This is a genomic window from Brucella sp. LJL56, assembly GCF_054871705.1.
The window spans coordinates 647896-674546 of the sequence record NZ_JBTXLQ010000001.1 but is presented as its reverse complement, the minus strand read 5'-3'; the positions used below and the strand labels follow the sequence as shown (position 1 = coordinate 674546).

Below are 26651 nucleotides of genomic sequence, written 5' to 3'. Positions count from 1 at the left end.
AAAAGGATGGGTGGAAAAGCGGAATCAGTTTCTCCACCCGTTCCGAAACGGATAGTGCATGGCGGAAATTCTCTTCTACCATCTGACGGAATCGACACTCGACGAGGCCTTGCCCGGTCTGGTTGAGCGTTCGCTCGGGCGCGGCTGGCGTGTCACGATCCAGACCGTCAGCGAGGAAAGACGCGATGCGCTGGATGGTCTGCTGTGGACCTTTTCCGACACGTCTTTCGTGGCGCATGGCACCGATAAAGAGCCCCATCCCGAGCACCAGCCGGTCTTGCTGACCACCAGTGAAGCCAATCCGAATGGAGCGACGGTGCGCTTTCTCGTAGAGGGTGCGGGGCTTGAGCAGGCGGATGCCTACGAGCGGCTTGTCGTCATGTTCGACGGACATGATCAGGATCAGCTCGATATTGCCCGAGCGCAATGGAAGAGTTTCAAGGCGGGGAGCCACGATTTGACCTATTGGCAGCAAACGCCAGATCGCCGCTGGGAGCGCAAAGCGTGATGCGAGCGCTATTCATTTTGATGATTGTCGCCGGTTTTGGCCTTGGCATCGGCTATCCGTGGTATATGCGCCATTTCACCGGCAGCGAAATTGGCCGCTGGACGATGCTTGAAAACCGCCAAAGCGGCTTCAAGATACGGGAAGTCAGGCTGTCGGCGGACGATGGGCCGGTGCGCGTGTTCATCGATGCAACGCCCTTGCCGGGTTATGTGCCTGCGGAACGGCGTTCGGCGGTAACGCTTGCCGTCAGCCGCGACGGACAGCCGGTTCTCTCCCAAGGGCTCGACTTCGCCTCGACGAGCGGTTCCATCAATACGGACCGCCCGCAGGATGGCAGCGTCCTGCGCCAGAGTGCGGGGGACATCGATCCGGTCATCCCGGGGCTTTATGCGTTTCGTCTGGTGCAGGGAAACACGGATGGGCTACAACTTTCAAAAGCCGATCTGGTGTTGCGCCGAGGAGCGGAAACGCCCGATGAGGTCTATACGACGATAGGTCTGATTCTCGGTGCATTCGGTCTTTATGCGTTGATGCGCACGCGGCTGCGTCCCCAAAGCTGAGCCTGGGGCTGAATCGATGACGATGATCCGCACAATTTCCGACAGATTGCTGCTATTGCTGCTTTCGGCTCTCGCTGCGTTGATCGCACTCATCCCGCTCGAATGGCTGGGCGTGTTCGGCTCTTCCTTCGAAGGGCAAAGCGGTTACGCCGCGCTTTATTTCGGGTTTCCCGTAATGACGGTCGTTTTCGCGCTTCTCGCGGTGCGGTTCATGCCCCGTCCCCTGCTGGTCGGGGTGCGCATCGTCGGCTGGATCGTGCTGGGAATAGTGATCTTGTCGATGTTCGCGTAAGGTACTACCCGCAAAAAAGCCGATTTTCAATCGGCCATCGCTTCTTCATATTCGGTGGAAAGCTCCAGCCACTTGTCCTCTGCATCCGCAAGAGTAGAGCGCGCATCGCTCATGTCCTTGTTGATCCGGATCGCCTTTTGGGGTTCCTTCTCGTACAGAGCCGGATCTTCCAGTTGTGACGAGAAACCTTGAATCTGTTTCTGCAGTTTTTGGATCAAGGCTTCGGTTTCCTTGATCTTTTTCTGTAGCGGCGCCAGGGTTTCGCGTTTCTGGGCAGCAAGTTTTCGCTGTTCGGCCTTGTTGACCTTGGAGGTGTCGTCGCGGTCGGCAGCCGGTTCTCCCTTGGCATCGGCCAGAACGATCTGCCGGTATTCATCGAGATCGCCTTCAAACGCCTTTACGCCGCCTTCGCGGACCAGCCAGAGCCGTTCCATGGTGGCTTCGATCAGATGACGGTCATGAGCAATCAGAATGACAGCGCCGTTGAAAGCATTGAGCGCATGCACAAGCTCTTCGCGGCTGTCGATGTCGAGATGGTTGGTCGGTTCGTCGAGGATCAGCAGGTTCGGACCATGAAAGGTCGCAAGTCCCATAAGGAGACGCGCTTTCTCGCCACCGGAAAGATCTCTGGCCGGTGTCAGCATTTTCTCGGTCGACAGACCCATTTGCGCAACGCGGGCGCGCACTTTCGCTTCCGGTTCCGTCGGCATCAGTTTGCGCACATGCTCGATGGCATTGTCTTCCGGGATCAGATCATCCATCTGATGCTGTGCGAAGAAGGCGACTTTCAGGCTCGGCGAAAGTGTGAGCGTACCTTTCTCCGGCTGGAGCCGCCCGGCTATCAGCTTTGCGAGCGTTGACTTTCCGTTACCGTTGGAACCAAGCAGAGCAATGCGGTCATCATTGTCGATACGCAGCGTGACATTGCGCAGCACAGGCTTACCCGGCACATAACCGACATCGGCATTATCAAGCGCGATAACGGGCGATGCCGTCTTTTTGTCCGCATCCGGAAAACGAAACGGTTGCACATTGCTTTCTACATAAAGCTCGATGGGCTTGAGCTTTTCCAAAGCCTTCATGCGCGATTGCGCCTGGCGAGCCTTGGTCGCCTTGGCGCGGAATCGCTCAACGAAGGATTCCATGTGCTTGCGGTGCGCTTCCTGCTTTGCGTGGGCCTTCTGCTGCAATTCCAGCATTTCGTGGCGCTGGCGCTCGAACTGATCGTAGTTGCCTCGCCAGAAGCTGATCTTCTTCTGGTCGAGATGCATGATCGAACTGGTCGCCGAGTTCAGAAGGTCACGGTCGTGGCTGATGATGATGACTGTGTGCGGATAGCGCTTCACATAGTCGACCAGCCACAGCACGCCTTCAAGATCGAGATAGTTGGTCGGTTCGTCGAGCAACAGCAGATCCGGTTCGGCGAAGAGAACCGCAGCGAGCGCAACACGCATACGCCAGCCACCCGAAAAGGCGGAGGCCGGCTGGCGTTGTGCTTCGGCGTTAAAACCGAGACCGGACAAAATGGCGCCCGCGCGGGCTTCCGCCGAATGGGCTTCGATATCGGCGAGCCGGGTGTGGATGTCCGCAATGCGGTGGGGGTCGGTCGCCGTTTCCGCTTCTTCCAGAAGCGCCGTGCGTTCCTTGTCCGCCTTCATGACGATTTCGATCAGCGCTTCTTCGGTGCCGGGGGCTTCCTGGGCCACCTGACCGATACGGGTATTTTTGGGAAGCGAGATGCTGCCTGTTTCCGGCGCAAGATCGCCCGTAATCACACGGAACAGGGTTGATTTGCCGGTGCCGTTGCGGCCCACAAAACCCGTCTTCGATCCCGCTGGCAGCGTTACGCTGGCGTGGTCGATCAGAAGGCGTCCGGCAATTCGTACGGAGATGTCGTCAAGGATAAGCATGGTGAAAGCGCTTTTGCACGGCTTGAAGCGTTTCCGCAAGTATCAAGCGAAACGCCGTCCCTCTTCCGTCCGCAGGAAATGTGCAAGATCGAGTGACGGAGCTTCCGTACCCAGCCGTGTGAACGCGGCGTGAATCTGTCCGCGATGGTGGGTCTGGTGGTTGAACATATGAGCAAGCGAGGGAGCGAGCCGCTGGCTTATCGTGCGCATTTCACGAGTAGGGGTGTAAGTATAGCGTCCGGCAAGCTTCTGTGTGTCGAGGCTGTCGGCATAGCGGCAAATGCGCGCGTCTTCCGCCTGCCGCAGGTCACGCAGCATGATGAAATTGTCGGAAATAATGGCGTCGAGCGTCTTCGGATGATCGCCTTCGGTGGTGAAGCGTTTCATCCAGATGCGGTCGGCAACCAGCAAATGATTGAAGGTGTGGTGAATGGAACCAAAGAACAGGCCGAGATCGAGCCTGTATTCCTCGTCGCTCAGCTCGGCAGCCGCAGCATAGACCAGTTCATTTGCCCATCGGTTATAATAGGCGAACATCTGAAAGTACTGTTCCATGAGAGCCCCCTGAACACCTGTCCATGCCGCTTCCCGCGAGGTTGAATCGGCACGGCGTATCTATGCAATCAATTCTATGCTGTCTCAAGGTGCTAATCGGTTCGCCTCTTGGCAATTCGGCCTATCGACGGTATAGAGCCTCACTTTTCTAAAAATTCCAGCGAACAAGGTGTCATAATGGCAATCGAACGTACCTTCTCCATGATCAAGCCCGATGCGACCCGCCGCAACCTGACCGGCGCCATCACCGCCAAGCTTGAAGAGGCTGGCCTTCGCGTCGTCGCTTCGAAGCGCGTCTGGATGAGCCTGCGTGAAGCAGAAGGCTTCTATGCTGTTCACAAGGATGGCCCGTTCTTCGGCGAACTGACCGAATTCATGTCTTCCGGCCCGACGATCGTTCAGGTTCTGGAAGGCGAAAACGCCATCGCCAAGAACCGCGAAGTCATGGGTGCAACCAACCCGGCAAACGCTGACGAAGGCACCATCCGCAAGGAATTCGCCCTGTCGATCGGCGAGAACTCCGTACACGGTTCGGACGCTCCGGAAACCGCTGCAGAAGAAATCGCGTACTGGTTCTCGGGTACCGAAATCGTCGGCTAAAGCAGTCTCCCAAAAGCGAGAACCGGTTTTGGGATAAAGACATGCGCGGAAACAAGGGCTTAAAGCGCAAAACGCTTTGAGCCTTTCGAGAATTCAAAGAAAAAGCCCGGTCTGACCGGGCTTTTTTTGTCTCAGAGGCTTTGCGCCAGCGTCGCCATTTCTTTCCCTTCATCGTCGAAGAGAACAAGCTTGTCCATATCGATCTTGTAGGACTTCGTTCTGCCGAGCACGTCCATGAACTTGCGCTCCTGGGTCATGAGGGCAGGCGGGCACTGGACATAGGTCGATCCGATATCGGCAAAGGAAATATTTTCCCCGGTGATGATTGCCTTGCTGAAATAACGGTTGCAACCACCTGAACCACTGACGGCACCGTCGCTCGCAACCGTCAATGTCGTTTGCGCATTGTCGATCACGCCGCCGCCCTGAATGTCCTCCGCGAGCCAATCCTTGCCCTCAATGCCGATGGCAGCGCCTTCATCGCCGCTTTTGCGGACCATCACAACCTTGATTTCTGCCGGTTCGCCGGGGTTCTCCGGATCGATGGCATAGCGTTCGTCATTAACGAACCAGAGCGTGTCGCCTGCGGAAATGCGGGCCTGCAGGGCATAGGTATGGCCGGGCAGGATTTGGTCCGTATCAAAATTGATGGCAAACGGGATCGGTGAACCCCGAATGGATTCAATCCGTGTTTCTCCAATGACTTTGGATGGGGCATCGGCAAGCGAGACGTCGGAAAGCTGAACGGTGAGGTTGGCTTCCGGGGGCAGCGCGATACGCTCGCGATACATGACCTTGCCGCTGACCGTTTTCTCCGCCGCAAGGCTGCTTGTCGGCATCGATGTGGTCAGGAACAAGGCAGCGCCACCAAGCGCGCCAATGCCAACCATAAGTGCCGCAGCAATTGAAAGGGTTTTCGCCAATCCATTTCGCATCGTTAAAGCCCGAAACTTCCGTTCCCGCACGCGTTGTTTGTTGCAAGACAGATGGCGCGGATGCGGATTCCAATCTGTCTGTCATCATCGCTTGTCAGCGCCTGATTCATAATGCCGACATTAGCGAAATCTTCATGTGAAAATTGTGGCAACGCAAGAACACGCCGCCTAAATCAGTCATTATTCTAGGGGGTTAAATAGTTAATTCACGATTAAAATGAGAAATAGAGATCAATAGAATGACAAGTAATCGTGAGATTATGACTGTTGCCAGCGTTCTCGGATCTTTTCATCTTCCTCCTTGGACGACACCCAACCGCCGACAGAACCGTCTGCAAGATGCTCCCTTTTCCAGAATGGAGCGTCGGTTTTCATGTAATCCATCAGGAATGATGCAGCTTCGAAAGCGGCATGTCGATGCGATGACGCTGCGGCAACCAGGACGATGTTTTCGCCCGGCTTGATAAGCCCGTAACGGTGAATAATCGTGAGGGCTGTTATCGGCCAGCGTTTGATGGCCTGCCGGGCAATGCGGCTGATTTCCGCTTCGGCCATGCCTGGATAATGTTCCAGCTCCAGAGCAGATAACGTGCCGCTTTCATCACGGCAAAGGCCGGTGAAGGTGACAATGGCACCGATATCGGTGCGACCATGCTCCAGCTTGTGCAGTTCCTCTGCCGTGTCGAAATCTTCGCTTCTAATGCCGACGAAAAGTGGGCACGTGGTTTGCCCGCTCATCTCATCCTCCCGTCATGGGGGGGAAGAGCGCAACTTCATCGCCGTCATTCACGAGTTCAATATGTTCGGCATGTTCCTGATTGATCGCGGCGCGAATGACATGCTCGTGCTCGAAGGCAGCTTCATATTCATCGCCGCGTGATTTCAGGTGGCTGATCAGATCGCCCACGGTCGTTTTGGGTGAGGGGAGTTCAATGACCTCTTCACCCTTACCGATTTTCTCACGCACCCATGCGAAATAGACGAGTTTTACCTTCACTGGATCAATCCATTACGTGTTTAAGGCCCGCCTTGAAGTAATCCCAGCCCGTATAAAGCGTCAGAAGTGCCGAGACCCAAAGCAGGGCAATGCCAATTTCCGTTACATAGGGCATGACTTTGTCACCGGCAGGGCCTGCGAGCAGAAATGCAAGCGCAATCATTTGCGCCGTCGTCTTCCACTTGGCGAGACGGGAGACGGGAACGCTGACCTTGAGCTCCGCAAGATATTCACGCAGGCCCGAAACCAGGATTTCGCGGCAAAGGATGATGATCGCGGCCCACAGCGTCCAGCCGGCAATCGTACCGTCTGCCGCGAGAAGTAGCAAAATAGCTGATACCAGAAGCTTGTCGGCTATCGGGTCGAGCATGCGACCGATAGTTGATGTCTGCTTCCATATGCGGGCGAGGTAGCCGTCGAAAAAATCCGTGATGCTGGCGATGGCAAACAATCCAAGCGCGGTCCATCGGGCGAAATCGCTTGATTCCAGCCGTCCCTCAACAAAGAAGCACAACACCACAAGAGGGACGGCGATGATCCGGCCATAAGTGAGGATATTGGGCAAGGAGAGGGTATGTTTGTTCTGCATTGTTCCGCCGCGTCGCTGTCAGAGCGGTTACTGTTTTAACAGAATCGCTAGAACCGCTCTAACTATTTGTTTTTATGCATTTCCGAACGCAAAACTATTTCACAATTTTGGCTCGAAAATGCTTCAGTGCACATCAACAGGGATGAGAGGTAAAATCAACACCTGCGAATATATTCTACTGGGACCTAATGACGCTTGCGCTTCAATCCTGGACAAAATTACGTCATCTGTCACGAAAATGGTCGTGAATCGTCTTGGCCATGGCCTCCGAGATGCCCTCTATCTGCATCAGATCCGCGACTGCGGCTCTGGAGACTGCTTTCGCAGTTCCGAAGTGGTGCAGAAGAGCACGCTTGCGCGACGGGCCGATTCCCGCAATTTCATCGAGCGGATTCTTGACCATTTCCTTCTTGCGACGGGCGCGGTGCGTGCCGATTGCGAACCGGTGCGCTTCGTCGCGCAGGCGCTGGATGAAATAGAGTACGGGATCGCGCGGCGGCAGTGTAAACGCCTGCTTGCCTTCCACGAAGAAGCGCTCGCGTCCCGCTTCACGGTCAACGCCCTTGGCGATGCCGATTGCATTGACGAGGTGACTGATCCCTAGCTCACCGAGAATTTGCCTGACCGCACCCACCTGACCTTGCCCACCGTCGATCAGAATGACATCGGGCCATGCGGGAAACGTATCGATTGCTTCTGCATCGGTTGGTTCTTCGGGCGTGCCATGTTCCTTGACCAGCCGCGAGAAGCGCCGCTCGATCACCTCGCGCATCATGCCAAAATCATCACCCGGCGTAATATCGGTCGAGCGGATGTTGAACTTGCGGTACTGATTTTTGACGAAGCCTTCCGGTCCGGCGACGATCATGCCGCCGACAGCATTCGTGCCCATAATATGCGAGTTGTCATAGACCTCAATGCGACGCGGCGGCTGGGCTAGGCCGAAGGTCTCGGCCATGCCTTGCAGCAGGCGCGCTTGCGATGATGTTTCGGCAAGCCGTCGTCCAAGCGCTTCGCGCGCATTGGTAAGCGCGTGATCGACAAGATCTTTCTTCTCGCCGCGCTGGGGAACATTGACCTGCACCTTATGCCCCGCGCGCGTCGAGAGCGCTTCGGCGATCAGCGATTGTTCCTCGACAGTCTCGGACAAGAGAACGAGACGCGGACATGGCTTGTCGTCGTAGAACTGGGACAGGAATGCCCCCAGAACCTCTGCCGGGCCAAGTGAACTGTCTGCCTTGGGGAAATAGGCGCGATTGCCCCAGTTCTGGCCGGTACGGAAGAAGAAGACCTGAATGCAGGTCATGCCACCTTCCTGATGGATGGCGAAAACGTCGGCCTCTTCGACCGTCTGCGGGTTGATGCCCTGATGTGACTGGACGTGCGAAAGCGCCGCCAGACGATCTCGGTAAACTGCGGCATGTTCGAAATCGAGGTCTGCCGATGCGGCCTGCATCGCTGTTGCAAGATGGTCTTTTACCGACTGGCTCTTTCCGGACAGAAATGCCTTGGCCTCGCGGACAAGCTCAGCATAGTCCTCATCGCTGATCTCGTGTGTGCAAGGGCCGGAACAACGCTTGATCTGGAACAGAAGGCAGGGACGCGTGCGTGTTTCAAAAACCGAATCCGTGCAGGTTCGCAGCAGGAAGGCGCGCTGGAGAGCGTTGATCGTGCGACCGACGGCGCCAGCGGAGGCAAATGGGCCGAAATAATCTCCCTTGCGGGACCGCGCACCACGATGCTTGAAGATGCCGGGTGCCCGATGGTCACCAGTCAGGAGAATATAGGGAAACGACTTGTCGTCGCGCATCAGCACGTTGAAGCGTGGGCGCAACCTCTTGATGAGATTGGCTTCCAGCAACAAGGCTTCGGTTTCCGTGCGAGTGACGACGAATTCCATCGTCACCGTTTCGCGGATCATCCGCGTTATGCGATTCGAATGGCCGATCCCGCGCGCATAATTGGACACGCGCTTCTTGAGATTGCGTGCCTTGCCGACATACAGCACATCGCCATCGGTGTTGAACATGCGATAGACGCCCGGATTGTTGGGTAGGCGCTTCACGAAGGCATTGATAATGTCCTGACCGCTCAGGCCCTCGATATCCGGCAGGCCATCTGAGGAATCCCATTGAATGGAATCGGCAGCGGACGGCGATGCCGGAACGTCGATTATATCGTCGCTTTCGTCATCCTCTTCGGTTTCCGCGTCACCAATGATAATACCCGCCACATCCTGCTCGTCATCCGACGGCAGCTTTGCAGCGGCATCCTCATTGTTCTTGCGGTTTCCAGTCATTCGGTAATTCCTGCAATATCGGGGGTTTCCCATGCCAGATGCTGTCCGCCATCAAGGGCGATCATCTGGCCGGTGACCGAGCGGCTTTCCCAGAAGTAGCGAACAGTACGCCCGAATTCCGACAATTCCGGCGCACGCTGTAAAAGAAGTTTTTCGACCTGCTGTTCGAAATCGCCCGGCTTCTGCCGTTCGCTCGGCAATGTCGGACCGGGAGCGATTGCATTGACCCGAATCTGTGGCGCAAGTGCCTGCGCCATCGTGCGGGTGGCATTCCAGAGGGCCGTCTTTGAAAGCGTATAAGAAAAGAAATTCGGATTGAGCTTCCAGACGCGCTGATCGATAACATTGACGACAAGCGCTTCTTCGCCGTCGGGCAGAGCTTTCGCCATTTCTTCAGCCAGCAGGACCGGTGCCTTGAGGTGGATGGCAAAGTGCTTGTCCCACAGCGCCATATCAAGATTGCCGATGTGATCGTCTTCAAAGAGCGATGCATTGTTGACCAGAAGCCGGATCGGCCCGATCTGGCGCGACGCATCTTTCACAAGATTGCGAACATCGGATTCGGACGAAAGGTCTGCGCGCACGACACAGGCTTTCCCGCCTCGTTCGTTTACGGCCGTTGCAAGGGCCGCACCTTCATCGATGGAGTGATTATAGTGTATGGCGACCGGGAAGCCGTGGGCGGCAAGGTCTTCGACAATTGCCTTGCCAATGCGCCGTGCGCCGCCGGTGACCAGAACCGGACATTTAGCAAGCAGGCGAGGCTCGTGATCGTTCAACACGGTAAACACTTTCTTATTGAGATTCTTCAATCGATTTCATGCCATTTCGGTCGGAAGATTGCAGCTAAAAACCGCATCTGCAACATTCACAACTGACAAATTGGTAGGGATTTCAGCAACTTCGTTTCAATCCGCCGGGCGTTGCGGTCGCTGGAATCGAAACCCTCCCGCTATATAGGTGACGGAACTCGCCGTTGCGATAATGCAACATCGCATTTTTGCCATGTTCTCGTCAGGTTCTCTCCACAGAAGCGGGCATTTCGTGCCGCAATTACCGCCGATATGTCGGTCCTGTCAGCGCGGCATGGACGATTTACTCCCAATGTCGTCCGCCCGATAAGGGACCGCGCCAAACGTAATTTGTGTAAGGAGAATGCTATGCGCACTCTTAAGTCTCTCGTAATCGCCTCGGCTGCGCTGCTGCCGTTCTCTGCGACTGCTTTCGCTGCTGATGCCATTCAGGAACAGCCTCCTGTTCCGGCTCCGGTTGAAATGGCTCCGCAGTATAGCTGGGCTGGTGGCTACACCGGTCTGTACCTCGGTTACGGCTGGAACAAGGCCAAGACCGACACCGTAGGCACCGTTAAGCCGGACGACATGAAGGCTGGCGCTTACGCTGGTTGGAACTTCCAGCAGGATCAGTTCGTATATGGTGTTGAAGGCGACGCCGGTTACTCCTGGGCCAAGAAGTCCAAGGACGGTCTGGAAGTCAAGCAGGGCTTCGAAGGCTCGCTGCGTGCACGTCTCGGCTACGACCTGAACCCGGTTATGCCGTACATCACGGCTGGTGTTGCCGGTTCGCAGGTTAAGCTCGACAACGGCTTTGACGACGAAAGCAAGTTCCGCGTTGGTTGGACTGCTGGTGCCGGTCTGGAAGCCAAGCTCACGGACAACATCCTGGGCCGCGTCGAATACCGTTACACCCAGTTCGGCAACAAGACCTATGATCTTGGCACCGAAACGGTTCGTAACAAGCTCGACACCCACGACATCCGCGTCGGCGTTGGCTACAAGTTCTAATTATCTGATAATTGAACACGGAAAACCGGGCAGGCAACTGCCCGGTTTTTTGTTGCGTTTTTTCCGGTTCAGTTGTTCGCAGCATCTGTCAGCCAGTCGCGAAATGCGGCCATCGCTTCGGTTTCCGTCCGTGATTGTAGCCTTGTCAGCCAGTAGCTGCCCATCGTCACCGTCGTCTCAAATGGCTGGATGATGGTTTCCGACAGCAATTGCCGGGCGAACATCAGCGGTGGGGCCAGTGCGATACCCGCTCCCTGCATGGCTGCTTCCATCATCGCGAGTGACGAATCGAACATGATGCTTCGGGGCAGGGGCATGTCGCCTGTGACGCCCGCCGCCAGAAACCATTGCGTCCATTCATCGGCACGATAGGAACGCAACAAAGTATGCCGCGCGAGATCGGCCGGTGTTCGCAATTCATGTGCCAGTTCCGGGATGCAAAGCGGCGACAAAGGCGCTTCCAACAGCGCGGTTGCATCGATGCCGTGCCAGGCGCCGCTGCCGAAACGGATGGCGTAGTCCAGACCCTCTGCCGCTATGTCCACCCGGTTATTGTTGGTCGAAAGCCGCAGATCGATGAACGGGTAGCGATTCTGAAAATCGCGCAGACGTGGCAGAAGCCAGCCGACGGCCAACGTGCCGACAGCGCCGACCCGCAATATTTCCCGATAATGCCCCGCCTCGAAACGCTCAAGCGTACCGGCAATCCTGTCAAATGCGTCCTTCAATGTGGGAAGCAGCGTTTCCCCCTCATTTGTCAGCATGAGCCCACGGGGCAGGCGCTCGAACAAAGTCACATTCAGACGGGTTTCCAGACTTTTGACCTGATGGCTGACGGCCGCCTGCGTGACGCAAAGTTCAATCGCGGCCTTCGTAAAACTCAGGTGACGCGCCGAAGCTTCGAAGGCGCGCAGGGAATTGAGCGGGAGATGCGGACGAACCATATTGCCCCAAATTTTTCTAATGCCAAATGCTAGATAACGTCGTTTGTCCTCTTTGCGCAAGCATCGTATATCAGCAGGGCCTGAAAGGCTTATATCCCGCAGAAGCGTTGAAAAAATGCTGTAAGCGGGCTTCAATATAATGGATCGCGCAATACCGGCTATGTCTTGAAAAAGACGCAGCGGAACGCATAATCATGAGGTTTATTTATCTGTCATGAGAAAATCTACGATATTTTTGATTGGTTTCCTCGCCACTGCCGCTAATAGCGGCGCGTTTGCTGCAGACCATAGTGACCTGCGCCGCATCGTCGATGAGACCGTACGCCCGCTCATGGCCGAGCAGAAGATTCCCGGCATGGCGGTTGCCATAACCATCGACGGCAAGAGCCACTTCTTCGGCTATGGCGTGGCATCGAAGGAAAGTGGACAGAAAGTCGATGAAGACACGATTTTCGAGATTGGTTCAGTCAGCAAGACGTTTACCGCGACGCTCGGAGGCTATGGGCTGGCGACCGGTGCGTTCGCTCTGTCCGATCCGGCCACCAAATGGGCTCCCGAACTGGCAGGCAGCAGCTTCGACAAGATCACCATGCTTGATCTCGGAACCTACACGCCGGGCGGATTGCCTCTGCAATTTCCCGATGCTGTCACCGATGACAGTTCAATGCTGTCTTACTTCAAGAACTGGAAGCCGGACTATCCGGCGGGCACGCAGCGCCGTTATTCGAACCCCAGTATCGGCCTGTTCGGCTATCTGGCGGCGCGAAGCATGGACAAGCCGTTCGATGTCCTGATGGAGCAAAAGCTTCTGCCCGCATTCGGTCTGAAGAACACCTTCGTCAATGTGCCGGAAAGCCGGATGAAGAATTACGCTTACGGCTACTCCAAAACCGACAAGCCGATCCGGGTATCGGGCGGTGCCCTCGATGCGCAGGCCTATGGCATCAAGACAACAGCGCCTGATCTCATCCGCTTTGTGGAACTGAACATCGACAGTTCGTCGCTGGAGCCTGATTTCCAGAAGGCCATGGCCGCGACACATACGGGTTACTATCATGTTGGTGCCAACAATCAGGGACTTGGCTGGGAGTTCTATACCTATCCAACCTCGCTCAAGACGCTTCTTACGGGCAATTCGTCCGACATGGCGCTGAAGTCGCACAAAGTCGAGAAATTTGACCAGCCCTTGCAGCCGTCAGCAGACGTCCTGATCAACAAGACAGGCTCGACCAATGGCTTCGGCGCCTATGCGGCTTTCCTTCCAGCGAAGAAGACCGGAATCGTTCTGCTTGCAAACCGGAATTATCCGATCGACGAACGCGTAAAAGCCGCCTATCGGATATTGCAGGCGCTCGACAAGAACCAATAAACAACAAAAAGAAACCCCGGAAAATCCGGGGTTTCTCCTTCATTTCCAGATAACTCAACCGCGCGGCAGCAGTTCCGTCAGTTCTGGATGCAGTTCCTGAAAACGCTTCATCCAGCGCTTGAGCTTGGGGCGATTGCGTTCCCATTTGCCTTCAAAGCGCAGCGCCAGATAGCCGAGCGCGGCAGCAACGGCGATATGACCGCCATGCAGCTTGCCCGCCAGGCGCGGTGGCGCTTCGTTGAGAAGGTCGAGCGCCCGTTCGGCCTTGCGCCATTGCAAGTCGAGCCAGGGCTGATGAATTTTCTCTTCAGGGCGAAGACGCCGCTCATAGACATGCGCCAGAAGCACGTCGCAAAGACCATCGGCGATGGCTTCATAGCGCTCGGCATCGGTGCGCTTTTCCGCATTGCGTGGGAAGAGCTTGTTGCCCGAAACCCGGTTCAGATACTGGGTGATTGCACGGCTGTCGAAAACGGACTTTCCGTCATCCGTCACCAGCGTCGGGATTTTTCCAAGTGGATTGGCATGGATAAGATTCTCCGGTTCCGCCGACGTATTGACGACAATGCTTTCAAACGGAATGCCGGCATAGTGAGCGGCCATACGGACCTTCGCGCTATAGGGCGAAGCGGGCGAATAGAGAATCTGTGTCATCGTTTATTCCTGATAGATCATTGTGTTGCGGGCATCATGACGGAGCGGCTTCGGCAGACATTGGCATTGACCTGACCGCATGCGCGATATCGCAGGTCCTTTGTCATGCAGATGCGAACTTCCTGAAGATAGTTTCGCTTGCAGCTCACCGAAATTCCGTCCGGCTTCATGCCGGGATTGGCGGCGATAAAGGCTTTTTCGACGAGTAGAGGGTCCACACGGCGCCCACTCGCCAGATTGCGCAAGCTGGGCGGAATGTTGATCTGATCAAAGGCATTGCGCAGCGTGGAAAAATATTTGTCCTGCGACAGGCCGGAGCAACTGCCATGCTTGCGCCATTGATAAGCGACAAGACCGGCAGCGGGCATGATGTCTGACAGGCTGGAGATAATCTGGCGAGGGACATAGCCGCCCCGACTGCGGACGTTATCGAGCTGACAGTTCGCCGGGTAACCCCATTCGTTCTGCGGCCAGAGACCATGCACCACGAAACCGAAGGGACGGCTGGTTCCACATTGCTGCTTGTTGGCGCGGGGGCCTTCCGATGCGCAATAGCTGGGTGACCAGGAGAGGGCGAGGACGTAGAAGTCGAACTCGCCCGGAATGTCATCGGCCCGGCCCGGCCCAACTGCCAAAACACTCGCGACTGCCGTTGCGAGCAACATAGCCGCAGCCGCACCAAACTTCCGCAGCATATGCCCTCCACTCATTCAACGGCCGACCGTATCAAGCCGCTTAATTTTAGCGAAGAACGCGGCAGCTCGCGTCGTAAACATACCAGCGGTCGAAACCGTCGACGCAGAATTCAACGTTCCGTCCCATCGAGGCAAAGCCCTGACCTTCTTCGACCATATACCAGACCGAACGGTACTGACCGTCGGTCAGAACGGCGGTTGCCTTGCAATAGGTGCGCTCGATCTGGGCCGGATTGGTCTTCGGCTCAAAGCGCGTTAGCTGAACATCGCTCATTGCCGAAATGCCGACCTGCGGCAGATTCGGGACATGACGCACCTGATAGCCAAAATCTGAAACCACCGAGCGCAACACACTTTGCTGACTGCATGCGCCAGCATCGGCAATACCCACAGGCGCTGAAGCAAGATAATCTGCGGCGCTGGCCGGCAGAGACACAAGCGTCAGGGGGAGGACAGACGCCGCAAACAGGGCTGCGCGTGAATACTGTCCGATACGTTCCAGGGTTCGTTGCATATCTCTGTCCTGTCCCAAATTGCGGGCTCGCACCCGCTCGAGTCTATGATAGCCGAAGCGTTGAGGCGCAGTTTCCGTCAGCAATTCACGCGGGTCAAGTGCGATCAGCCTCGCTGCGCACCCACCTGATGCTGAAATTGCTCCCTTTTTCCTCAGTCAGAAGCTTGGTAAGGCAGGGAAGCAGGGTTTGCATCTCACTTTCAAGTGTATAGGGCGGGTTGACGACAATCATGCCCGTGCCGTCAAGACGCGGTTCGGCGGACGGTGCGCGAATCGCGAGCTCGATCTGCATGATCTTCGGGATGCCGGTTTCACGGAGCTGTCTGGTGAACCGCTCCGTTTCCTTGCGGTCCTTTACCGGATACCAGAGTGCATAGATGCCGCCGCCGAAGCGCTTATGCGCCTTGACCAGACCGTCGACAAGGCGATCAAATTCGCCTTCCTTTTCAAAGGGTGGATCGACCAGCACCATGCCGCGTTTTTCCTTCGGCGGAAGGTGAGCGCCAAGCGCAAGCCAGCCGTCAAGCTCGGTTACGCGAACCTGATAATCACCGTCGAAGAGTTTCGCCAGCTTGGTGGAATCCTGCGGATGCAATTCCAGCGCGGACAAGCGGTCCTGTTTGCGCAACAAATGTCGGACGACAAGCGGCGAGCCCGGATAATGGCGAAGCTTTTCACCTTCATTGACCGCACGAACGGCAGCGAGATAGGGTTCCAGCAACTCCAGCACAGGCTGCTCGACCTGCCCTTTTTTCACCGCCTCCACGATGCGGTCGATGCCGCCCGTCCATTCGCCGGTCTTGCCTGCTTCGATACCTTTCAGATCGTAAAGACCAATGCCTGCATGTGTGTCGATGACACGAAAGGCCTGATCCTTGCGTTTCAGATATTCGACAAGGCGGGTCAGGATGACGTGTTTGACGACATCCGCAAAATTTCCGGCGTGATAGGCGTGACGATAATTCATGGTTGCGCTTGTTTCATGTCCGCCTGTTTTCGGCAAGAGGCGGAGATACTCAAAAAGACCCCGGTCTGCGTCGTTCCTGCAATATCTCTCCCGTCACAAATGTGACATACAGCCTTCAACATCCGCTCCTTATTGCTTGAGTCGAGTCCCGAAATGTCTGGTGGCGTCCTTCTGATCGTCCTCTTTGGCGCGTTCCTTCACGCGAGCTGGAACGCTATCGTAAAGGGGAGCGGAGACAAGTTCTTTGGCGCCGCGAGTGTGACCAGCGCTGCCGGTTTGATTGCGCTTTTTATTCTGCCTTTTCTGCCGCTGCCGAACCCTGCAAGCTGGGGCTACATAATGGCCTCGACCGTCACGCAGGTATTCTATATGTCGCTCGTGGCTGCGGCCTATAAATCTGGCGACATGAGCGAAGCATATCCCATCATGCGCGGCACGCCGCCTTTGATTGTGGCTTTGGTGAGTGGCCCGCTCGTCGGTGAAGTTATGGGGTGGCAAAGCTGGCTCGGCATAGCGCTGATCTGTTCCGGTGTCCTTGCAATGGCTCTTGATGCCCGCCGCAGAAATCGCGGTACATCAAGTCGCACGGCTTTGCTTGCTCTGGCAAATGCAGGTTTCATCGCCAGTTATACAATTATTGACGGTCTGGGCGTGCGCGTTTCCGGTGCGCCATTGTCCTATACGCTGTGGCTATTCATTATGAACGCCATACCGCTCGCGGGTTGGGCATTCTATCGTGAACCAGACCGGTTCACCCGTTATCTGCGCAATCATTGGCGACCGGCCATAATAGGCGGTGTTGGAACTCTTGGTTCCTACGGTTTGGCGTTGTGGGCGATGACCATGGCCCCGATTGCCGTTGTGGCGGCACTCCGCGAAACGGCTATCCTCTTCGGCGTGCTCATCTCGGTGTTGGTGTTGAAGGAAAAAGTCGGGCTACCGCGTTTCATCGCTGCAGGCCTGATCGTCCTTGGGGCGATTTCATTGCGCCTGTCGTGAAAATTTATTTCGTCACAGTGACAATCTTCCGGCAGAATTTCGTTTCTGCGAGAAGTGGGTTGATATATTAAAGTGCCATGAACCAGCACGCTCCCATCTCGAACATCAAAACAGGTCATTCGGCTTGTCCGCACGACTGCCCGTCAACTTGCGCGCTCGATGTCGAGATTCTCGATGAGCGCACCATCGGGCGCGTGCGCGGCGCGAAGGACAACAGCTACACGGCTGGCGTCATCTGCGCCAAGGTGGCGCGTTATGCGGAACGGGTTCATCATCCCGACCGCCTGAAGCATCCGCTGGTTCGCGCCGGTGCGAAAGGTGCTGGGCAGTGGAAGCAGGCTTCATGGGAAGCCGTACTTGATCTCATCGCCGAGCGCTTTCTGAAAGCCGAGCGCGATTATGGCAGCGAAAGCGTCTGGCCGTATTACTATGCGGGCACTATGGGGCTGGTGCAGCGCGACTCGATCAATCGCCTGCGCTTTGCCAAGCGCTATTCCAACCAGTTTGACAGTTTCTGCACCAACATGGCCTGGACCGGCTATTTTGCCGGAACAGGAAGCCTGACCGGTCCCGATCCGCGTGAAATGGCAAAAGCCGATGTTGTGGTGATCTGGGGTACCAATGCCGCTGCCACGCAGGTCAATGTGATGACCCACGCGGTTCGCGCGCGCAAGGATCGCGGCGCGAAGATCGTCGTCATCGATGTTTACGCCAATGCGACCGTCCGGCAAGCGGATATGGGAATCGTGCTGAAACCGGGCACGGATGGCGCCTTTGCCTGTGCCGTCATGCACGTGCTGTTCCGTGACGGACTTGCCGATTGGGATTATCTGGAGCGTTACACCGACGACCCGAAAGGGCTGGAAGCCCATCTTCAGACCCGCACACCGGAATGGGCAGCCGCAATTACCGGCCTGACCGTGGAAGAGATCGAGGCGTTTGCACATCTCGTCGGCAAGACCAAGCGTAGCTATTTCCGCCTCGGCTATGGTTTCACCCGTCAGCGCAATGGCGCAGTGAACATGCACGCCGCCGCGTCGATTGCCTGCGTGACGGGCGCTTTCCTTTATGAAGGCGGCGGGGCATTCCATTCGAACTCCGGCATCTTCAAGATGGACAAGCGCGAGATCGAAGGTCGCGCCATGCAGGATATAGGGCTTCGTTTTCTCGATCAGTCGAAGATCGGTCGCATTCTCACTGGGGACGCGGAAGCGCTCTATGGCGGGCCGCCCGTCATGGCCATGCTGATCCAGAACACCAACCCGATGAATGTGACACCGGAACAGCGGCTGGTGCGCAAAGGTTTCGCGCGCGAGGATTTGTTCGTCGCCGTGCACGAACAGTTCATGACCGACACGGCGAAGATGGCCGATGTCGTCCTGCCCGCCACCACGTTCCTCGAGCATGACGATATCTATCGCGGCGGCGGGCAACAGCATGTGGTTCTGGGTCCGAAGCTGATCGAGCCTCTCGCCGATGCGCGTCCGAACATCTTCGTTATCAACGAGCTGGCAAAGCGTCTTGGCGTTGCGCATCTGCCGGGCTTTGATCTGGACGAGCGCACGCTGATCGACAACATGAATGCCAATAGCGACCTTCCACAATTCGACGAGTTGAAGGAAAAGCGGTTTGTCGATCTCCAGCCGCCGTTTGAGGAAGCACACTATATCAATGGCTTCAAATGGCCGGACGGCAAATTCCGCTTTCGTCCGGACTGGACTGGAAGCCCTTCGCCGAACAAGCCACCGGAAGTCATGGGGCTGCAGGGAGCATTCCAGTCGATCCCCGAGTTTCCGGATTATTGGGAAGTGATCGAAACGGCGGATGCCGAGCATCCCTTCCGTATGACGACCTCACCGGCACATAATTTCCTGAACTCGACCTTTGCCGAAACGCCAACATCGCTCGCCAAGGAAATCCGGCCAGAACTGCTCATTCATCCTGATGATGCGGTGGGGCTTGGCATCGAGAATGGCGAGCGGATCGAGATCGGCAATCATCGCGGCGAGCTGGTGCTTCATGCCGTGCTGCGTGCAGGGCAAAAGCGCGGGGTTGTCGTGTCGGAGGGCATTTTTCCAAACTCGACATTCGAGCGCGGCGAGGGGATCAATATATTGATCGGTGCTGAACCTGCCGCACCCTATGGCGGGCTGGCAGTGCATGACACCAAAATCTGGATTCGAAAAATAAACTCATAAATATTTATCCAACAACGCCGGGGCGCATATATAAACTATATATGCGCCCCGGCGTTGTTGTTTAATCGCGCTGCTCGTTAGCCAGCGTAACGCAGTCTCAGCTTGGAAACGCCCACAGCAGCATTCAGGCCGCGCTGGCCCTGGAGCGAAATCGGCTGAAGCGAAATCGTCTTCCACGAACCGCCGGTCAGGACGTTGGTGCCGAAGCCCACGCCAATCGCTGCATTGGCGGATGCGCCGACATAACGGCCCTGAAGAGCGCCTTCCGGACGAACGGTCGGAGCCCAGACGGCCCAGGCGACACGGCCGCCATTGATGAAACCGACATCGATGCCGAGCTTGGTAATCGTCCCGGTGTAACGTTCAAGCGGACCACGTCCACGGGCGGGTCTGAATACGCAGTCCACATCCTGCTGGCTGCCGATGATGACGCCGATGGCAGGAGAAATATCGCAGGACAGCGTGCCGACTTCCGAGCGCGGCTGGGTGCGACCCGAAGCGGGAGGAGCTACGTAGTCGGCAGCAATGGCTGGAGCCGTAACCGCAATGCCGGAAATAACGGCCATTGCCGAAAGGAAGGAAGTCGAAAAACGGAGAGACATGTCCTTGTCCTCTTCTAAAACACATATTGAAAGAGACGCTTACACGTCCCTTAACGAGATTTGCCGAAGCAAGTTCCGTTACGAGGGGGAATTAGAGCTTTTTGCGGGAAATTAAAGTTTTATTAACAAAAAAATTGGGCTGTGATGAATTTGCCGCGGATAGAACCGTCAGGCGCTGACGACCATGCCGTCCAACTGTTCTGTCCGTTCACCGGCAAATTTGCGAAGGGCCAGGGCATAAAGTTGATGCTCGGCTTTCAGAACGCGGGCTGCAAGCGCTTCGGCATTATCGCCAGTGAATACGGGCACTGCCGCTTGCGCCAGAATTGGGCCTTCGTCCATCCCTTCCGTTACAAGATGGACCGTACAGCCTGCGACTTTCATACCCGCATCCAGCGCGCGCTGATGGGTATGCAGTCCGGGGAAAAGCGGCAGCAGGGAAGGATGAATGTTGAGAATGCGGCCTTCATAGGGAGCAATGAAGCGGCCTGACAGAAGACGCATGTAGCCGGCAAGGCAAATGATATCCGGCTGCAACGCGGCAAGCGCGTCCAGAATGGCATCTTCATGCTCATCCTTCGAGGCGTAATCCTTGCGCTTGAAAACCTGCGTGGCAATACCGGCAGCCTGCGCCTTGGCAAGTCCGCCAGCTTCTACCTTGTCGGAAAAGACCGCCACGACTTCAGCCGGAAAATCGGTGGCTTCAGCGGCGCGGATCAGCGCCTCCATATTGGAGCCGCCGCCCGAAATGAAGATGACGACCCGCTTGCGGCTCATAGCGATAGCGTGCCCTTGTAGACGACGCCGTCCTTTTCGCGCTTCACCATCCGGCCCAGCGTGACGACCTTTTCGCCTTCAGCGGCAAGGGCAGCCAGAACGTCGTCGACCTTCTCAGGCTTCACGACGGAAATCATGCCGATGCCGCAATTGAAGGTGCGGAGCATTTCGGTTGGCTCGACGCCGCCCGTCTTGGCAAGCCAGGAGAAGACTGGCGGAACGGAAATGGACGCAAGATCGATTTCGGCAGCGAGACCGTCCGGCAGAACGCGCGGAATATTGTCGGGAAAACCGCCGCCCGTGATGTGGGCCAGCGCCTTGATGCCGTCCGAAGCGCGGATCGCGGCAAGAAGAGGCTTCACATAAATGCGTGTCGGGGTCAGCAGTGCTTCGCCGAGCGTCGCGCCCGGCTGGAACGGGGCATCGGACTTCCAGCCAAGGCCGGAGAGTTCGACGATGCGGCGCACCAGAGAAAATCCGTTGGAATGCACACCGGACGAAGCAAGGCCGAGTATGACATCACCTTCGGCAATATCGCCGCGCGGCAGCAAACGGTCGCGTTCAGCCGCACCAACCGCGAAACCGGCAAGATCGTAATCGCCTTGCGCGTACATGCCGGGCATTTCAGCGGTTTCACCGCCGATCAGTGCGCTACCGGCTTGTCGGCATCCTTCTGCGATACCCGCGACGATATCGACACCCTGATCCGGCGAAAGCTTGCCGGTCGCAAAATAGTCGAGGAAGAAAAGCGGTTCAGCACCCTGAACGACGAGATCGTTGACACACATGGCAACAAGATCAATGCCTACCGTGTCGTGCTTGTCGGCATCGATGGCGATCTTCAACTTGGTGCCGACACCGTCATTGGCGGCAACGAGTACCGGGTCCCTGAAACCAGCGGCCTTGAGGTCGAACAGGCCGCCAAAGCCGCCAATCTCTCCGTCCGCACCGGGGCGGCGCGTGGAGCGCACGAGGGGCTTGATCTTCTCGACCATCAGGTTACCAGCATCGATGTCGACACCAGCCTGCGCATAGGTCAGGCCGTTCTGGCCAACAGACTTATCGGCGGGCTTATTTTCCATGGTCATGGCCTGCTCCTGAAATTGGGTGCTTATCCACGCAGCTGTTTAATGCATTTTCGGCAAAAGCGTGTAACGGTTTTGCTCAAGAAAAATGCGATAAAAAGAGAATGTGCGCGCAATGGCACGAGACGGCGCTGCCTGCAAGGCCACAAAGCCTGAAAAGAGCGAAACAGCGCAGGATTCTGCCTGAAATCGTAAAGCACCGTCCATAACTCGATAGAAGGTTGTGTTTCGTCTGGCTTTTCGCACAGACATTGCAATCCTCAGCAACCGTTCTAACTTGTTCCCGTTCGCACTAAGATATCCGTAACGCCATTCTGCTATCAGGACTGGCTCTATCCAGCTCATTTCTTAGAAAATGGACGCACATGGTCAAGAAACCGACACCCACGCGCACGAGCGCCAGTCGAACGATCCGTCAGTCGGAAGCGACAGTTCGCGATGGTGATATCCACGTCAATGTGGAAGTCGGCGCGCTGACCGGCTCTTCGGTACGTCGTCAGGCGATGTTCTGGGTGGGGACCGTCGCGGTCTTCATTCTGTTTCTCATCGTATTCAGTTCAGTGCTGTTGCCTTTTGTTGCGGGCATGGCGCTGGCCTATTTCCTCGACCCTGTCGCAGACAGGCTCGAACGTTTCGGCCTGTCCCGGCTTGCGGCTACAATCGTCATCCTGCTCATCTTCCTGATGGCGCTGATCCTCGGCCTGATGATCGTCGTGCCGATCCTCGCAACGCAGCTCGCTGATTTCATTTCCAAAATCCCCGAATACATCACCCAGTTGCAGTCGTTGCTGGCGAATGAGGATTCGCAATGGCTGAAGAAATATATCGGCATTGACAGTTCGGTCATTCAGCAGAATCTGAGTTCGCTGCTCCAGCAGGGCGCCGGTTTCCTGTCTACCCTGCTTCAGTCCCTGTGGAATTCGGGGAAATCGCTGATCGATATTGCGGGGCTTTTCGTCGTCACTCCGGTGGTTGCATTCTACATGCTTCTGGACTGGGACCGCATGGTGAGCAGCATCGATTCATGGGTGCCGCGCCGCCAGCTTCATACCGTGCGCCGCATCGCCCGCGAGATGAATGCCGCCGTCGCCGGTTTCATTCGCGGACAGGGAACGCTCTGCCTCATTCTGGGAACCTATTACGCCATCGGTCTTACGCTGACCGGGCTCAATTTCGGCCTGCTGATCGGCTTTTTTGCCGGTCTCATCAGCTTTATTCCCTATATCGGTTCCTTTGTTGGTCTGGCGCTCGCCATCGGTGTGGCGCTGGTCCAGTTCTGGCCTGACTGGATCATGATCTGTGCCGTCGCGGGTGTGTTTTTCCTTGGTCAGTTTGTGGAAGGAAACATCCTCCAGCCGAAGCTCGTCGGCTCGTCCGTGGGGCTTCATCCGGTCTGGCTCATGTTCGCTCTTTTTGCCTTCGGTTCGCTGTTCGGCTTCACCGGAATGCTGGTGGCAGTGCCCGCAGCGGCTGCAGTCGGGGTGCTTGTGCGGTTCGCATTGAATAGCTATCTCCACTCACCGATGTATGATCCTGCCTACCATCAGCCGAACCCCGACGCCGGGCCGCTGATCGAGGCAGGCGAGAATGCGGGCAAAGAGAAATGAGACTGGGTCGTAACCGGGCAGGATTTGAAACGGGATTTGCAGGAGGCCGCGATGCGTGAGGCACCGCGCCAGATTCCGTTGAATCTTGAGCATCAGCCCGGTTATCATCGGGAAGACATGATCGTCACGGATTCCAACCGTGCCGCCGTCGATCTTATCGATCGCTGGCCGAATTGGCTGTCGCCTGTCACGATCCTTGCCGGACCGACCGGATCAGGCAAGACGCATCTGGCGGAAATCTGGCGCGCCGGAACAGGCGCACTTCTGGTAGACCCCACGCACATTACCGAGGAAGCCGTGAACGGCGCTGCCGAATATCCGGTGCTGATCGACGATATAGGTGCTGCGCCTTTCGATGAAACCGGACTTTTCCATCTCATCAACAGCGTTCGGCAGAATGCGGCTCAGGGACTTGGGCCCTCGCTGCTTATGACTTCCCGCTTGTGGCCCGCGAACTGGAATGTCAAGCTCCCCGATCTTGCCTCGCGTCTCAAGGCTGCAACCGTCGTGGAAATTTCAGAACCGGACGACCTGCTGCTTTCCGGCGTCATTCACAAGCTCTTCGCGGACCGGCAGGTAAGCGTCGAGCCGCATGTCGTCGCCTATCTGGTAAGCCGGATCGAGCGCTCGCTTCTGTCTGCGATCCAGATCGTTGACAAGCTTGACCGGGCGGCGCTTGAGCAGAAAAGCCGCATCACGCGCACGCTTGCCGCTCAGGTTCTTGCAGGCAGCGAACAGCCGGAACGCTGAGGATGAAGATAGCGGTCACCGGAGCGGGTGGTTTTATCGGAAGCGCACTCACTCAAGTGCTAACCGGGGAAGGGCATGAAGTCCTGCCTATGTCCCGGAATGAACTGTCTGATCCGGATTTCTCAGGTGTGGAAACTGTCGTTCATTGTGCAGCACTTGCTCACCGCACCGGCGCGGAACGACCGGATGCAGATACATTCGATGCGGTCAATCATCGACTGGCCGTGGAACTCGCCACCAAGGCAAAAGCCACCGGCGTAAAGCGCTTCGTGTTTGTATCCACGATCTATACGATTGTGGGAAACCCGTCGCCGCTGAGGCCGGACATGCCACTGAAGCCGCGTGATGATTACGGCCGTGCCAAGGCGAAGGCGGAAGCCGATCTGCGCGAGATCAACGGGATCGAGATCGTCATCGCGCGCCCGGTTCTCGTTTACGGTCCCGGAGCGCGGGCGAACCTGAAAGCCTTGATAAAGCTCTGCAACAGCGGATTGCCGTTGCCGTTCGGTCTGGCAAACAACAGGCGCAGTTTCGTGTCGCTTGAAAACGTCGCACATGCGCTGACATTTTTAAGCGTGGCGCCTGCCGAAAAGGTTGCCGGGCGGGTGTTTCATCTTGCTGAGCCGCAACCGCGCTCCACAAAAGAACTCGTGACGAAGCTGCGTGCTGCCTTGGGAAAGCCTTTGCGTCTTGTACCCGTTCCGCCGGTCTTCATGCGGCTCCTGCTATCGGCAGCGGGCAAAAGCGGTCTCTACGACCAGCTTTATGGTGATCTGGTCGCAGACAGTTCATCACTGATTGAAGCAGGATTCGATTATCTGCCGGGCGACCGGCAGCTCGAAGCAATGGCGCGTGGTCTGGATTAGAGCATGTCTCCCAAAAGTGGGAACCGGTTTTGGGATAAAGACATGCGTAAAACAAAGAGATAGAGCGGTTCCAGCGACTCCGTTTTAACCGGAACCGCTCTAGTTTTTCTGGCCGACAGCTTTGGGCGGCTCCATGCGTGAATGCGCTGGATTTGGAGCCTGTTTTGGTGCGGCTGCCGTTGCAGTTTGCGTCTTCCTGGCAATCGAGCCGGTGATAAGGCTTGCACTGTCAGGCTTGTTGCGCCCGCCGATAAGCTGATCTTCGTGCACCCAGCCGATCATGTTCGTCTTCGGGACGATCACGCGATGCCAGCGTCCGGTCTTCCCATAGGAGCGCATCTCGCGACCTTTTTCCACGACGCCGATGGATGGCGACTTGTCCCAGGCATTCTTATGGATGGTGAGCCGCGCCTTGGCATAAATCACCGATGGGGAGCTTGCCGGAGTGTTGACGCCGCGCGGCGGCATGGAGCGTAGCGCAGCGGCGGGCGGGGATACGGCAACCTGATTTGTGGGGCGCGGCGGGGTGGCGGTCTGGATTGCTGCCTGCTGCACCGGCTTTTGCGGTGCCGGTGCCGCCACAACGGGTGCCGATGGACGCGGTACAGGGCCGACAGCGGCGCCGTAATCCTTCGACGGCGCCTTATTTTCGGGTGCTTTGCTGGTGACTGTCGCCTTTGGCTCGGTTCGTGCTGCGGGCTGGGTATTCGGCTTGGAAGCGGGGCGCTGGAACAGGGCTGTTATCGCGGCTTGCGGGCTCTTGTGCTGGGAGGTTGCCCACAGGCTGAAGGCACCTAGGCCCAAAATTGCGGCAAGTGCGAGAACGGGGGTGGACGAGCCGGAAGATTTGCCCGACGACTTGGCCGAGCGCTTTGTGGAGCGCTGGGGCGAGCGGGTGGTGCGTTTCCGTGCAGCCATCGTCTGTCTCCTGTTCGAATCGCGATGGGGAGACGCTACCAATTGTTCCTTCGCATTTGGTTACCGCAGCGTCTGGCGCGAACGCTGGAACGATGAAGCGGAAACAAAAAACGCCGCTTTCGCGGCGTTTCAAGGTAGATTGGTGAAGACTTACTGGTGCCCAGACGTCTTGTCATCGCAAGAGGTCTGGCCCGATGCCTTCTCCTGCTGCCGTTGGTTGGCTTCGCTTGCCTCAACTGCGTTGCGCAGCTCTGCCCATTCGCGTTCATGACGACGATAAAGCTCGTCGGAAACAGTCTGGATACCCATTTCGGTCCTCCGTTTTATTTGGTGCCCCAAATAACATGGCGAAGTCCGAAATGTTGCATCACAAAGCGTAAGCGTTTGAAATCTTAATCGGTTTATATGTTTATAACGTCTTGCCGATTTCAGTTTTCCTGAATGGAAACACCACCTTCTCCGATTTTCATCTCGATTCCGGCGGGTTTGGTCTCTTCACGATAGACATAAACCGCAAGACCCGCAGCCACGACAATCAGCGCGCCAATAATCAGATAAAGCCCGTTTCTATTCACATTCAGTCTCCAGCCTATTGGTAGTGAAGTGAAAACGCGTGCGCGTGCGATTTTGTTCCCCCGAGAGGCTTCGCAGAAAAGCAG

At 56.6% G+C, this 26651-nt stretch carries 30 protein-coding genes; 11 read left to right on the top strand and 19 right to left on the bottom strand.

The features are described 5' to 3' along the window. The first annotated feature begins 58 nt into the window (after positions 1-58). Genes ACYSN1_RS03340 through ACYSN1_RS03330 form a run of 3 tightly spaced genes read left to right on the top strand, consistent with a single transcriptional unit; the run spans position 59 to position 1360 of the window. Entirely contained in the window at positions 59-508 is a 450-nt protein-coding gene (locus ACYSN1_RS03340) for a DNA polymerase III subunit chi (RefSeq protein ID WP_461724381.1), read from the top strand. Beyond that, the gene (gene bspB, locus ACYSN1_RS03335; RefSeq protein WP_461724380.1) at positions 508-1068 is read left to right on the top strand and encodes a type IV secretion system effector BspB; all 561 of its coding nucleotides are present in this window, start codon (positions 508-510) and stop codon (positions 1066-1068) included. The genes ACYSN1_RS03340 and bspB overlap by 1 nt, the downstream gene beginning before the upstream one ends. Positions 1069-1084: 16 nt before the next feature. Then, entirely contained in the window at positions 1085-1360 is a 276-nt protein-coding gene (locus ACYSN1_RS03330; protein WP_461724379.1) for a hypothetical protein, read from the top strand. 26 nt (positions 1361-1386) lie between these two features. Here ACYSN1_RS03330 and ACYSN1_RS03325 read toward each other — a convergent pair whose 3' ends face one another. Both ACYSN1_RS03325 and ACYSN1_RS03320 read right to left on the bottom strand, forming a co-directional pair. Next, a complete protein-coding gene (locus ACYSN1_RS03325) occupies positions 1387-3270 on the bottom strand; it encodes an ABC-F family ATP-binding cassette domain-containing protein (RefSeq protein WP_461724378.1) in 1884 nt (627 codons plus the stop codon). A 42-nt stretch (positions 3271-3312) separates the two neighbouring features. Further along, complete coding sequence (locus ACYSN1_RS03320) at positions 3313-3825, bottom strand: DinB family protein (RefSeq protein ID WP_461724377.1); 513 nt, start codon at positions 3823-3825, stop codon at positions 3313-3315. 177 nt (positions 3826-4002) lie between these two features. On the opposite strand from ACYSN1_RS03320, the gene ndk reads away from it, so the two are divergent. Continuing rightward, complete coding sequence (gene ndk, locus ACYSN1_RS03315; protein ID WP_461724376.1) at positions 4003-4425, top strand: nucleoside-diphosphate kinase; 423 nt, start codon at positions 4003-4005, stop codon at positions 4423-4425. Positions 4426-4556: 131 nt separating this feature from the next. Here the strand turns inward: ndk and ACYSN1_RS03310 are convergent, their stop codons facing one another. The 6 genes from ACYSN1_RS03310 to ACYSN1_RS03285 form a co-directional block, all read right to left on the bottom strand. Beyond that, positions 4557-5360: a YbaY family lipoprotein gene (locus tag ACYSN1_RS03310; RefSeq protein ID WP_461724375.1), complete on the bottom strand. Its 804-nt coding sequence runs from the start codon at positions 5358-5360 to the stop codon at positions 4557-4559. A gap of 258 nt (positions 5361-5618) precedes the next feature. Continuing rightward, positions 5619-6098: a molybdenum cofactor biosynthesis protein MoaE gene (locus ACYSN1_RS03305; protein ID WP_461724374.1), complete on the bottom strand. Its 480-nt coding sequence runs from the start codon at positions 6096-6098 to the stop codon at positions 5619-5621. A 1-nt stretch (position 6099) separates the two neighbouring features. Further along, a complete protein-coding gene (moaD, locus tag ACYSN1_RS03300) occupies positions 6100-6357 on the bottom strand; it encodes a molybdopterin converting factor subunit 1 (RefSeq protein ID WP_461724373.1) in 258 nt (85 codons plus the stop codon). 4 nt (positions 6358-6361) lie between these two features. Beyond that, positions 6362-6946 (bottom strand): CDP-diacylglycerol--glycerol-3-phosphate 3-phosphatidyltransferase, encoded by a 585-nt coding sequence (gene pgsA, locus ACYSN1_RS03295; RefSeq protein WP_461724372.1) that lies wholly within the window; start codon positions 6944-6946, stop codon positions 6362-6364. A 223-nt stretch (positions 6947-7169) separates the two neighbouring features. Next, entirely contained in the window at positions 7170-9245 is a 2076-nt protein-coding gene (uvrC, locus tag ACYSN1_RS03290; RefSeq protein ID WP_461724371.1) for an excinuclease ABC subunit UvrC, read from the bottom strand. Next, positions 9242-10057 carry an SDR family oxidoreductase gene (locus ACYSN1_RS03285; protein ID WP_461724370.1) on the bottom strand — a complete coding sequence of 272 codons (816 nt, stop codon included), beginning with the start codon at positions 10055-10057 and terminating at the stop codon, positions 9242-9244. Before ACYSN1_RS03285 ends, uvrC begins: the two co-directional genes overlap by 4 nt. A gap of 348 nt (positions 10058-10405) precedes the next feature. On the opposite strand from ACYSN1_RS03285, the gene omp25 reads away from it, so the two are divergent. Beyond that, positions 10406-11047 (top strand): outer membrane protein Omp25, encoded by a 642-nt coding sequence (gene omp25 / locus ACYSN1_RS03280; protein ID WP_461724369.1) that lies wholly within the window; start codon positions 10406-10408, stop codon positions 11045-11047. Positions 11048-11115: 68 nt separating this feature from the next. On the opposite strand, the gene ACYSN1_RS03275 is transcribed toward omp25, so the two are convergent. After that, positions 11116-11991, bottom strand: coding sequence for a LysR family transcriptional regulator (locus ACYSN1_RS03275; RefSeq protein ID WP_461724368.1), 876 nt, complete (start codon positions 11989-11991; stop codon positions 11116-11118). A 214-nt stretch (positions 11992-12205) separates the two neighbouring features. Here ACYSN1_RS03275 and blaOCH point away from each other — a divergent pair, with 214 nt between their 5' ends. Then, the gene (blaOCH, locus tag ACYSN1_RS03270; RefSeq protein WP_461724367.1) at positions 12206-13360 is read left to right on the top strand and encodes an OCH family extended-spectrum class C beta-lactamase; all 1155 of its coding nucleotides are present in this window, start codon (positions 12206-12208) and stop codon (positions 13358-13360) included. A gap of 54 nt (positions 13361-13414) precedes the next feature. Here the strand turns inward: blaOCH and ACYSN1_RS03265 are convergent, their stop codons facing one another. The 4 genes from ACYSN1_RS03265 to ACYSN1_RS03250 form a co-directional block, all read right to left on the bottom strand. After that, the gene (locus tag ACYSN1_RS03265; protein ID WP_461724366.1) at positions 13415-14014 is read right to left on the bottom strand and encodes a glutathione S-transferase; all 600 of its coding nucleotides are present in this window, start codon (positions 14012-14014) and stop codon (positions 13415-13417) included. A gap of 17 nt (positions 14015-14031) precedes the next feature. Further along, positions 14032-14709, bottom strand: a complete 678-nt coding sequence (locus tag ACYSN1_RS03260) for a ribonuclease T2 family protein (RefSeq protein WP_461724365.1) — start codon at positions 14707-14709, stop codon at positions 14032-14034. Between the two features lie 46 nt (positions 14710-14755). Then, positions 14756-15223 (bottom strand): phage portal protein, encoded by a 468-nt coding sequence (locus ACYSN1_RS03255; protein WP_140019821.1) that lies wholly within the window; start codon positions 15221-15223, stop codon positions 14756-14758. Between the two features lie 94 nt (positions 15224-15317). Beyond that, entirely contained in the window at positions 15318-16190 is an 873-nt protein-coding gene (locus ACYSN1_RS03250; RefSeq protein WP_461724364.1) for a 23S rRNA (adenine(2030)-N(6))-methyltransferase RlmJ, read from the bottom strand. Between the two features lie 153 nt (positions 16191-16343). Here ACYSN1_RS03250 and ACYSN1_RS03245 point away from each other — a divergent pair, with 153 nt between their 5' ends. Next, positions 16344-17189: a DMT family transporter gene (locus ACYSN1_RS03245; RefSeq protein WP_461724363.1), complete on the top strand. Its 846-nt coding sequence runs from the start codon at positions 16344-16346 to the stop codon at positions 17187-17189. A gap of 77 nt (positions 17190-17266) precedes the next feature. Then, complete coding sequence (locus ACYSN1_RS03240) at positions 17267-19387, top strand: molybdopterin oxidoreductase family protein (protein ID WP_461724362.1); 2121 nt, start codon at positions 17267-17269, stop codon at positions 19385-19387. 77 nt (positions 19388-19464) lie between these two features. On the opposite strand, the gene ACYSN1_RS03235 is transcribed toward ACYSN1_RS03240, so the two are convergent. The 3 genes from ACYSN1_RS03235 to purM form a co-directional block, all read right to left on the bottom strand. Further along, positions 19465-19989: a DUF992 domain-containing protein gene (locus tag ACYSN1_RS03235; RefSeq protein ID WP_461724361.1), complete on the bottom strand. Its 525-nt coding sequence runs from the start codon at positions 19987-19989 to the stop codon at positions 19465-19467. Positions 19990-20157: 168 nt separating this feature from the next. Continuing rightward, positions 20158-20766, bottom strand: a complete 609-nt coding sequence (gene purN, locus ACYSN1_RS03230; protein WP_461724360.1) for a phosphoribosylglycinamide formyltransferase — start codon at positions 20764-20766, stop codon at positions 20158-20160. Then, complete coding sequence (gene purM, locus ACYSN1_RS03225) at positions 20763-21854, bottom strand: phosphoribosylformylglycinamidine cyclo-ligase (protein ID WP_461724359.1); 1092 nt, start codon at positions 21852-21854, stop codon at positions 20763-20765. Before purM ends, purN begins: the two co-directional genes overlap by 4 nt. Before the next feature lie 362 nt (positions 21855-22216). On the opposite strand from purM, the gene ACYSN1_RS03220 reads away from it, so the two are divergent. The 3 genes from ACYSN1_RS03220 to ACYSN1_RS03210 are packed head-to-tail and all read left to right on the top strand — an operon-like array spanning position 22217 to position 25074. Further along, the gene (locus ACYSN1_RS03220; protein ID WP_192799419.1) at positions 22217-23458 is read left to right on the top strand and encodes an AI-2E family transporter; all 1242 of its coding nucleotides are present in this window, start codon (positions 22217-22219) and stop codon (positions 23456-23458) included. A gap of 51 nt (positions 23459-23509) precedes the next feature. After that, on the top strand, positions 23510-24208 hold the full coding sequence (gene hdaA / locus ACYSN1_RS03215; RefSeq protein WP_461724358.1) for a DnaA regulatory inactivator HdaA: 699 nt from the start codon (positions 23510-23512) through the stop codon (positions 24206-24208). A 2-nt stretch (positions 24209-24210) separates the two neighbouring features. Further along, entirely contained in the window at positions 24211-25074 is an 864-nt protein-coding gene (locus ACYSN1_RS03210; protein WP_461724357.1) for an NAD-dependent epimerase/dehydratase family protein, read from the top strand. Between the two features lie 99 nt (positions 25075-25173). On the opposite strand, the gene ACYSN1_RS03205 is transcribed toward ACYSN1_RS03210, so the two are convergent. From ACYSN1_RS03205 to ACYSN1_RS03195, 3 genes are all read right to left on the bottom strand, one after another. Continuing rightward, positions 25174-25992, bottom strand: a complete 819-nt coding sequence (locus ACYSN1_RS03205; RefSeq protein WP_461724356.1) for a hypothetical protein — start codon at positions 25990-25992, stop codon at positions 25174-25176. A gap of 150 nt (positions 25993-26142) precedes the next feature. Further along, positions 26143-26301: a hypothetical protein gene (locus tag ACYSN1_RS03200; RefSeq protein ID WP_010661697.1), complete on the bottom strand. Its 159-nt coding sequence runs from the start codon at positions 26299-26301 to the stop codon at positions 26143-26145. A gap of 119 nt (positions 26302-26420) precedes the next feature. Beyond that, the gene (locus ACYSN1_RS03195; RefSeq protein WP_010661698.1) at positions 26421-26567 is read right to left on the bottom strand and encodes a hypothetical protein; all 147 of its coding nucleotides are present in this window, start codon (positions 26565-26567) and stop codon (positions 26421-26423) included. Between the last annotated feature and the right edge of the window lie 84 nt (positions 26568-26651).

Coding starts and splice junctions, on each gene's coding strand:
- ACYSN1_RS03340 (WP_461724381.1), top strand. CDS start 59: ATGGCGGAAATTCTCTTCTACCATCTGACGGAATCGACACTCGACGAG.
- bspB (WP_461724380.1), top strand. CDS start 508: ATGCGAGCGCTATTCATTTTGATGATTGTCGCCGGTTTTGGCCTTGGC.
- ACYSN1_RS03330 (WP_461724379.1), top strand. CDS start 1,085: ATGACGATGATCCGCACAATTTCCGACAGATTGCTGCTATTGCTGCTT.
- ACYSN1_RS03325 (WP_461724378.1), bottom strand. CDS start 3,270: ATGCTTATCCTTGACGACATCTCCGTACGAATTGCCGGACGCCTTCTG.
- ACYSN1_RS03320 (WP_461724377.1), bottom strand. CDS start 3,825: ATGGAACAGTACTTTCAGATGTTCGCCTATTATAACCGATGGGCAAAT.
- ndk (WP_461724376.1), top strand. CDS start 4,003: ATGGCAATCGAACGTACCTTCTCCATGATCAAGCCCGATGCGACCCGC.
- ACYSN1_RS03310 (WP_461724375.1), bottom strand. CDS start 5,360: ATGCGAAATGGATTGGCGAAAACCCTTTCAATTGCTGCGGCACTTATG.
- ACYSN1_RS03305 (WP_461724374.1), bottom strand. CDS start 6,098: ATGAGCGGGCAAACCACGTGCCCACTTTTCGTCGGCATTAGAAGCGAA.
- pgsA (WP_461724372.1), bottom strand. CDS start 6,946: ATGCAGAACAAACATACCCTCTCCTTGCCCAATATCCTCACTTATGGC.
- uvrC (WP_461724371.1), bottom strand. CDS start 9,245: ATGACTGGAAACCGCAAGAACAATGAGGATGCCGCTGCAAAGCTGCCG.
- omp25 (WP_461724369.1), top strand. CDS start 10,406: ATGCGCACTCTTAAGTCTCTCGTAATCGCCTCGGCTGCGCTGCTGCCG.
- ACYSN1_RS03275 (WP_461724368.1), bottom strand. CDS start 11,991: ATGGTTCGTCCGCATCTCCCGCTCAATTCCCTGCGCGCCTTCGAAGCT.
- blaOCH (WP_461724367.1), top strand. CDS start 12,206: ATGAGAAAATCTACGATATTTTTGATTGGTTTCCTCGCCACTGCCGCT.
- ACYSN1_RS03265 (WP_461724366.1), bottom strand. CDS start 14,014: ATGACACAGATTCTCTATTCGCCCGCTTCGCCCTATAGCGCGAAGGTC.
- ACYSN1_RS03260 (WP_461724365.1), bottom strand. CDS start 14,709: ATGCTGCGGAAGTTTGGTGCGGCTGCGGCTATGTTGCTCGCAACGGCA.
- ACYSN1_RS03255 (WP_140019821.1), bottom strand. CDS start 15,223: ATGCAACGAACCCTGGAACGTATCGGACAGTATTCACGCGCAGCCCTG.
- ACYSN1_RS03250 (WP_461724364.1), bottom strand. CDS start 16,190: ATGAATTATCGTCACGCCTATCACGCCGGAAATTTTGCGGATGTCGTC.
- ACYSN1_RS03245 (WP_461724363.1), top strand. CDS start 16,344: ATGTCTGGTGGCGTCCTTCTGATCGTCCTCTTTGGCGCGTTCCTTCAC.
- ACYSN1_RS03240 (WP_461724362.1), top strand. CDS start 17,267: ATGAACCAGCACGCTCCCATCTCGAACATCAAAACAGGTCATTCGGCT.
- ACYSN1_RS03235 (WP_461724361.1), bottom strand. CDS start 19,989: ATGTCTCTCCGTTTTTCGACTTCCTTCCTTTCGGCAATGGCCGTTATT.
- purN (WP_461724360.1), bottom strand. CDS start 20,766: ATGAGCCGCAAGCGGGTCGTCATCTTCATTTCGGGCGGCGGCTCCAAT.
- purM (WP_461724359.1), bottom strand. CDS start 21,854: ATGACCATGGAAAATAAGCCCGCCGATAAGTCTGTTGGCCAGAACGGC.
- ACYSN1_RS03220 (WP_192799419.1), top strand. CDS start 22,217: ATGGTCAAGAAACCGACACCCACGCGCACGAGCGCCAGTCGAACGATC.
- hdaA (WP_461724358.1), top strand. CDS start 23,510: ATGCGTGAGGCACCGCGCCAGATTCCGTTGAATCTTGAGCATCAGCCC.
- ACYSN1_RS03210 (WP_461724357.1), top strand. CDS start 24,211: ATGAAGATAGCGGTCACCGGAGCGGGTGGTTTTATCGGAAGCGCACTC.
- ACYSN1_RS03205 (WP_461724356.1), bottom strand. CDS start 25,992: ATGGCTGCACGGAAACGCACCACCCGCTCGCCCCAGCGCTCCACAAAG.
- ACYSN1_RS03200 (WP_010661697.1), bottom strand. CDS start 26,301: ATGGGTATCCAGACTGTTTCCGACGAGCTTTATCGTCGTCATGAACGC.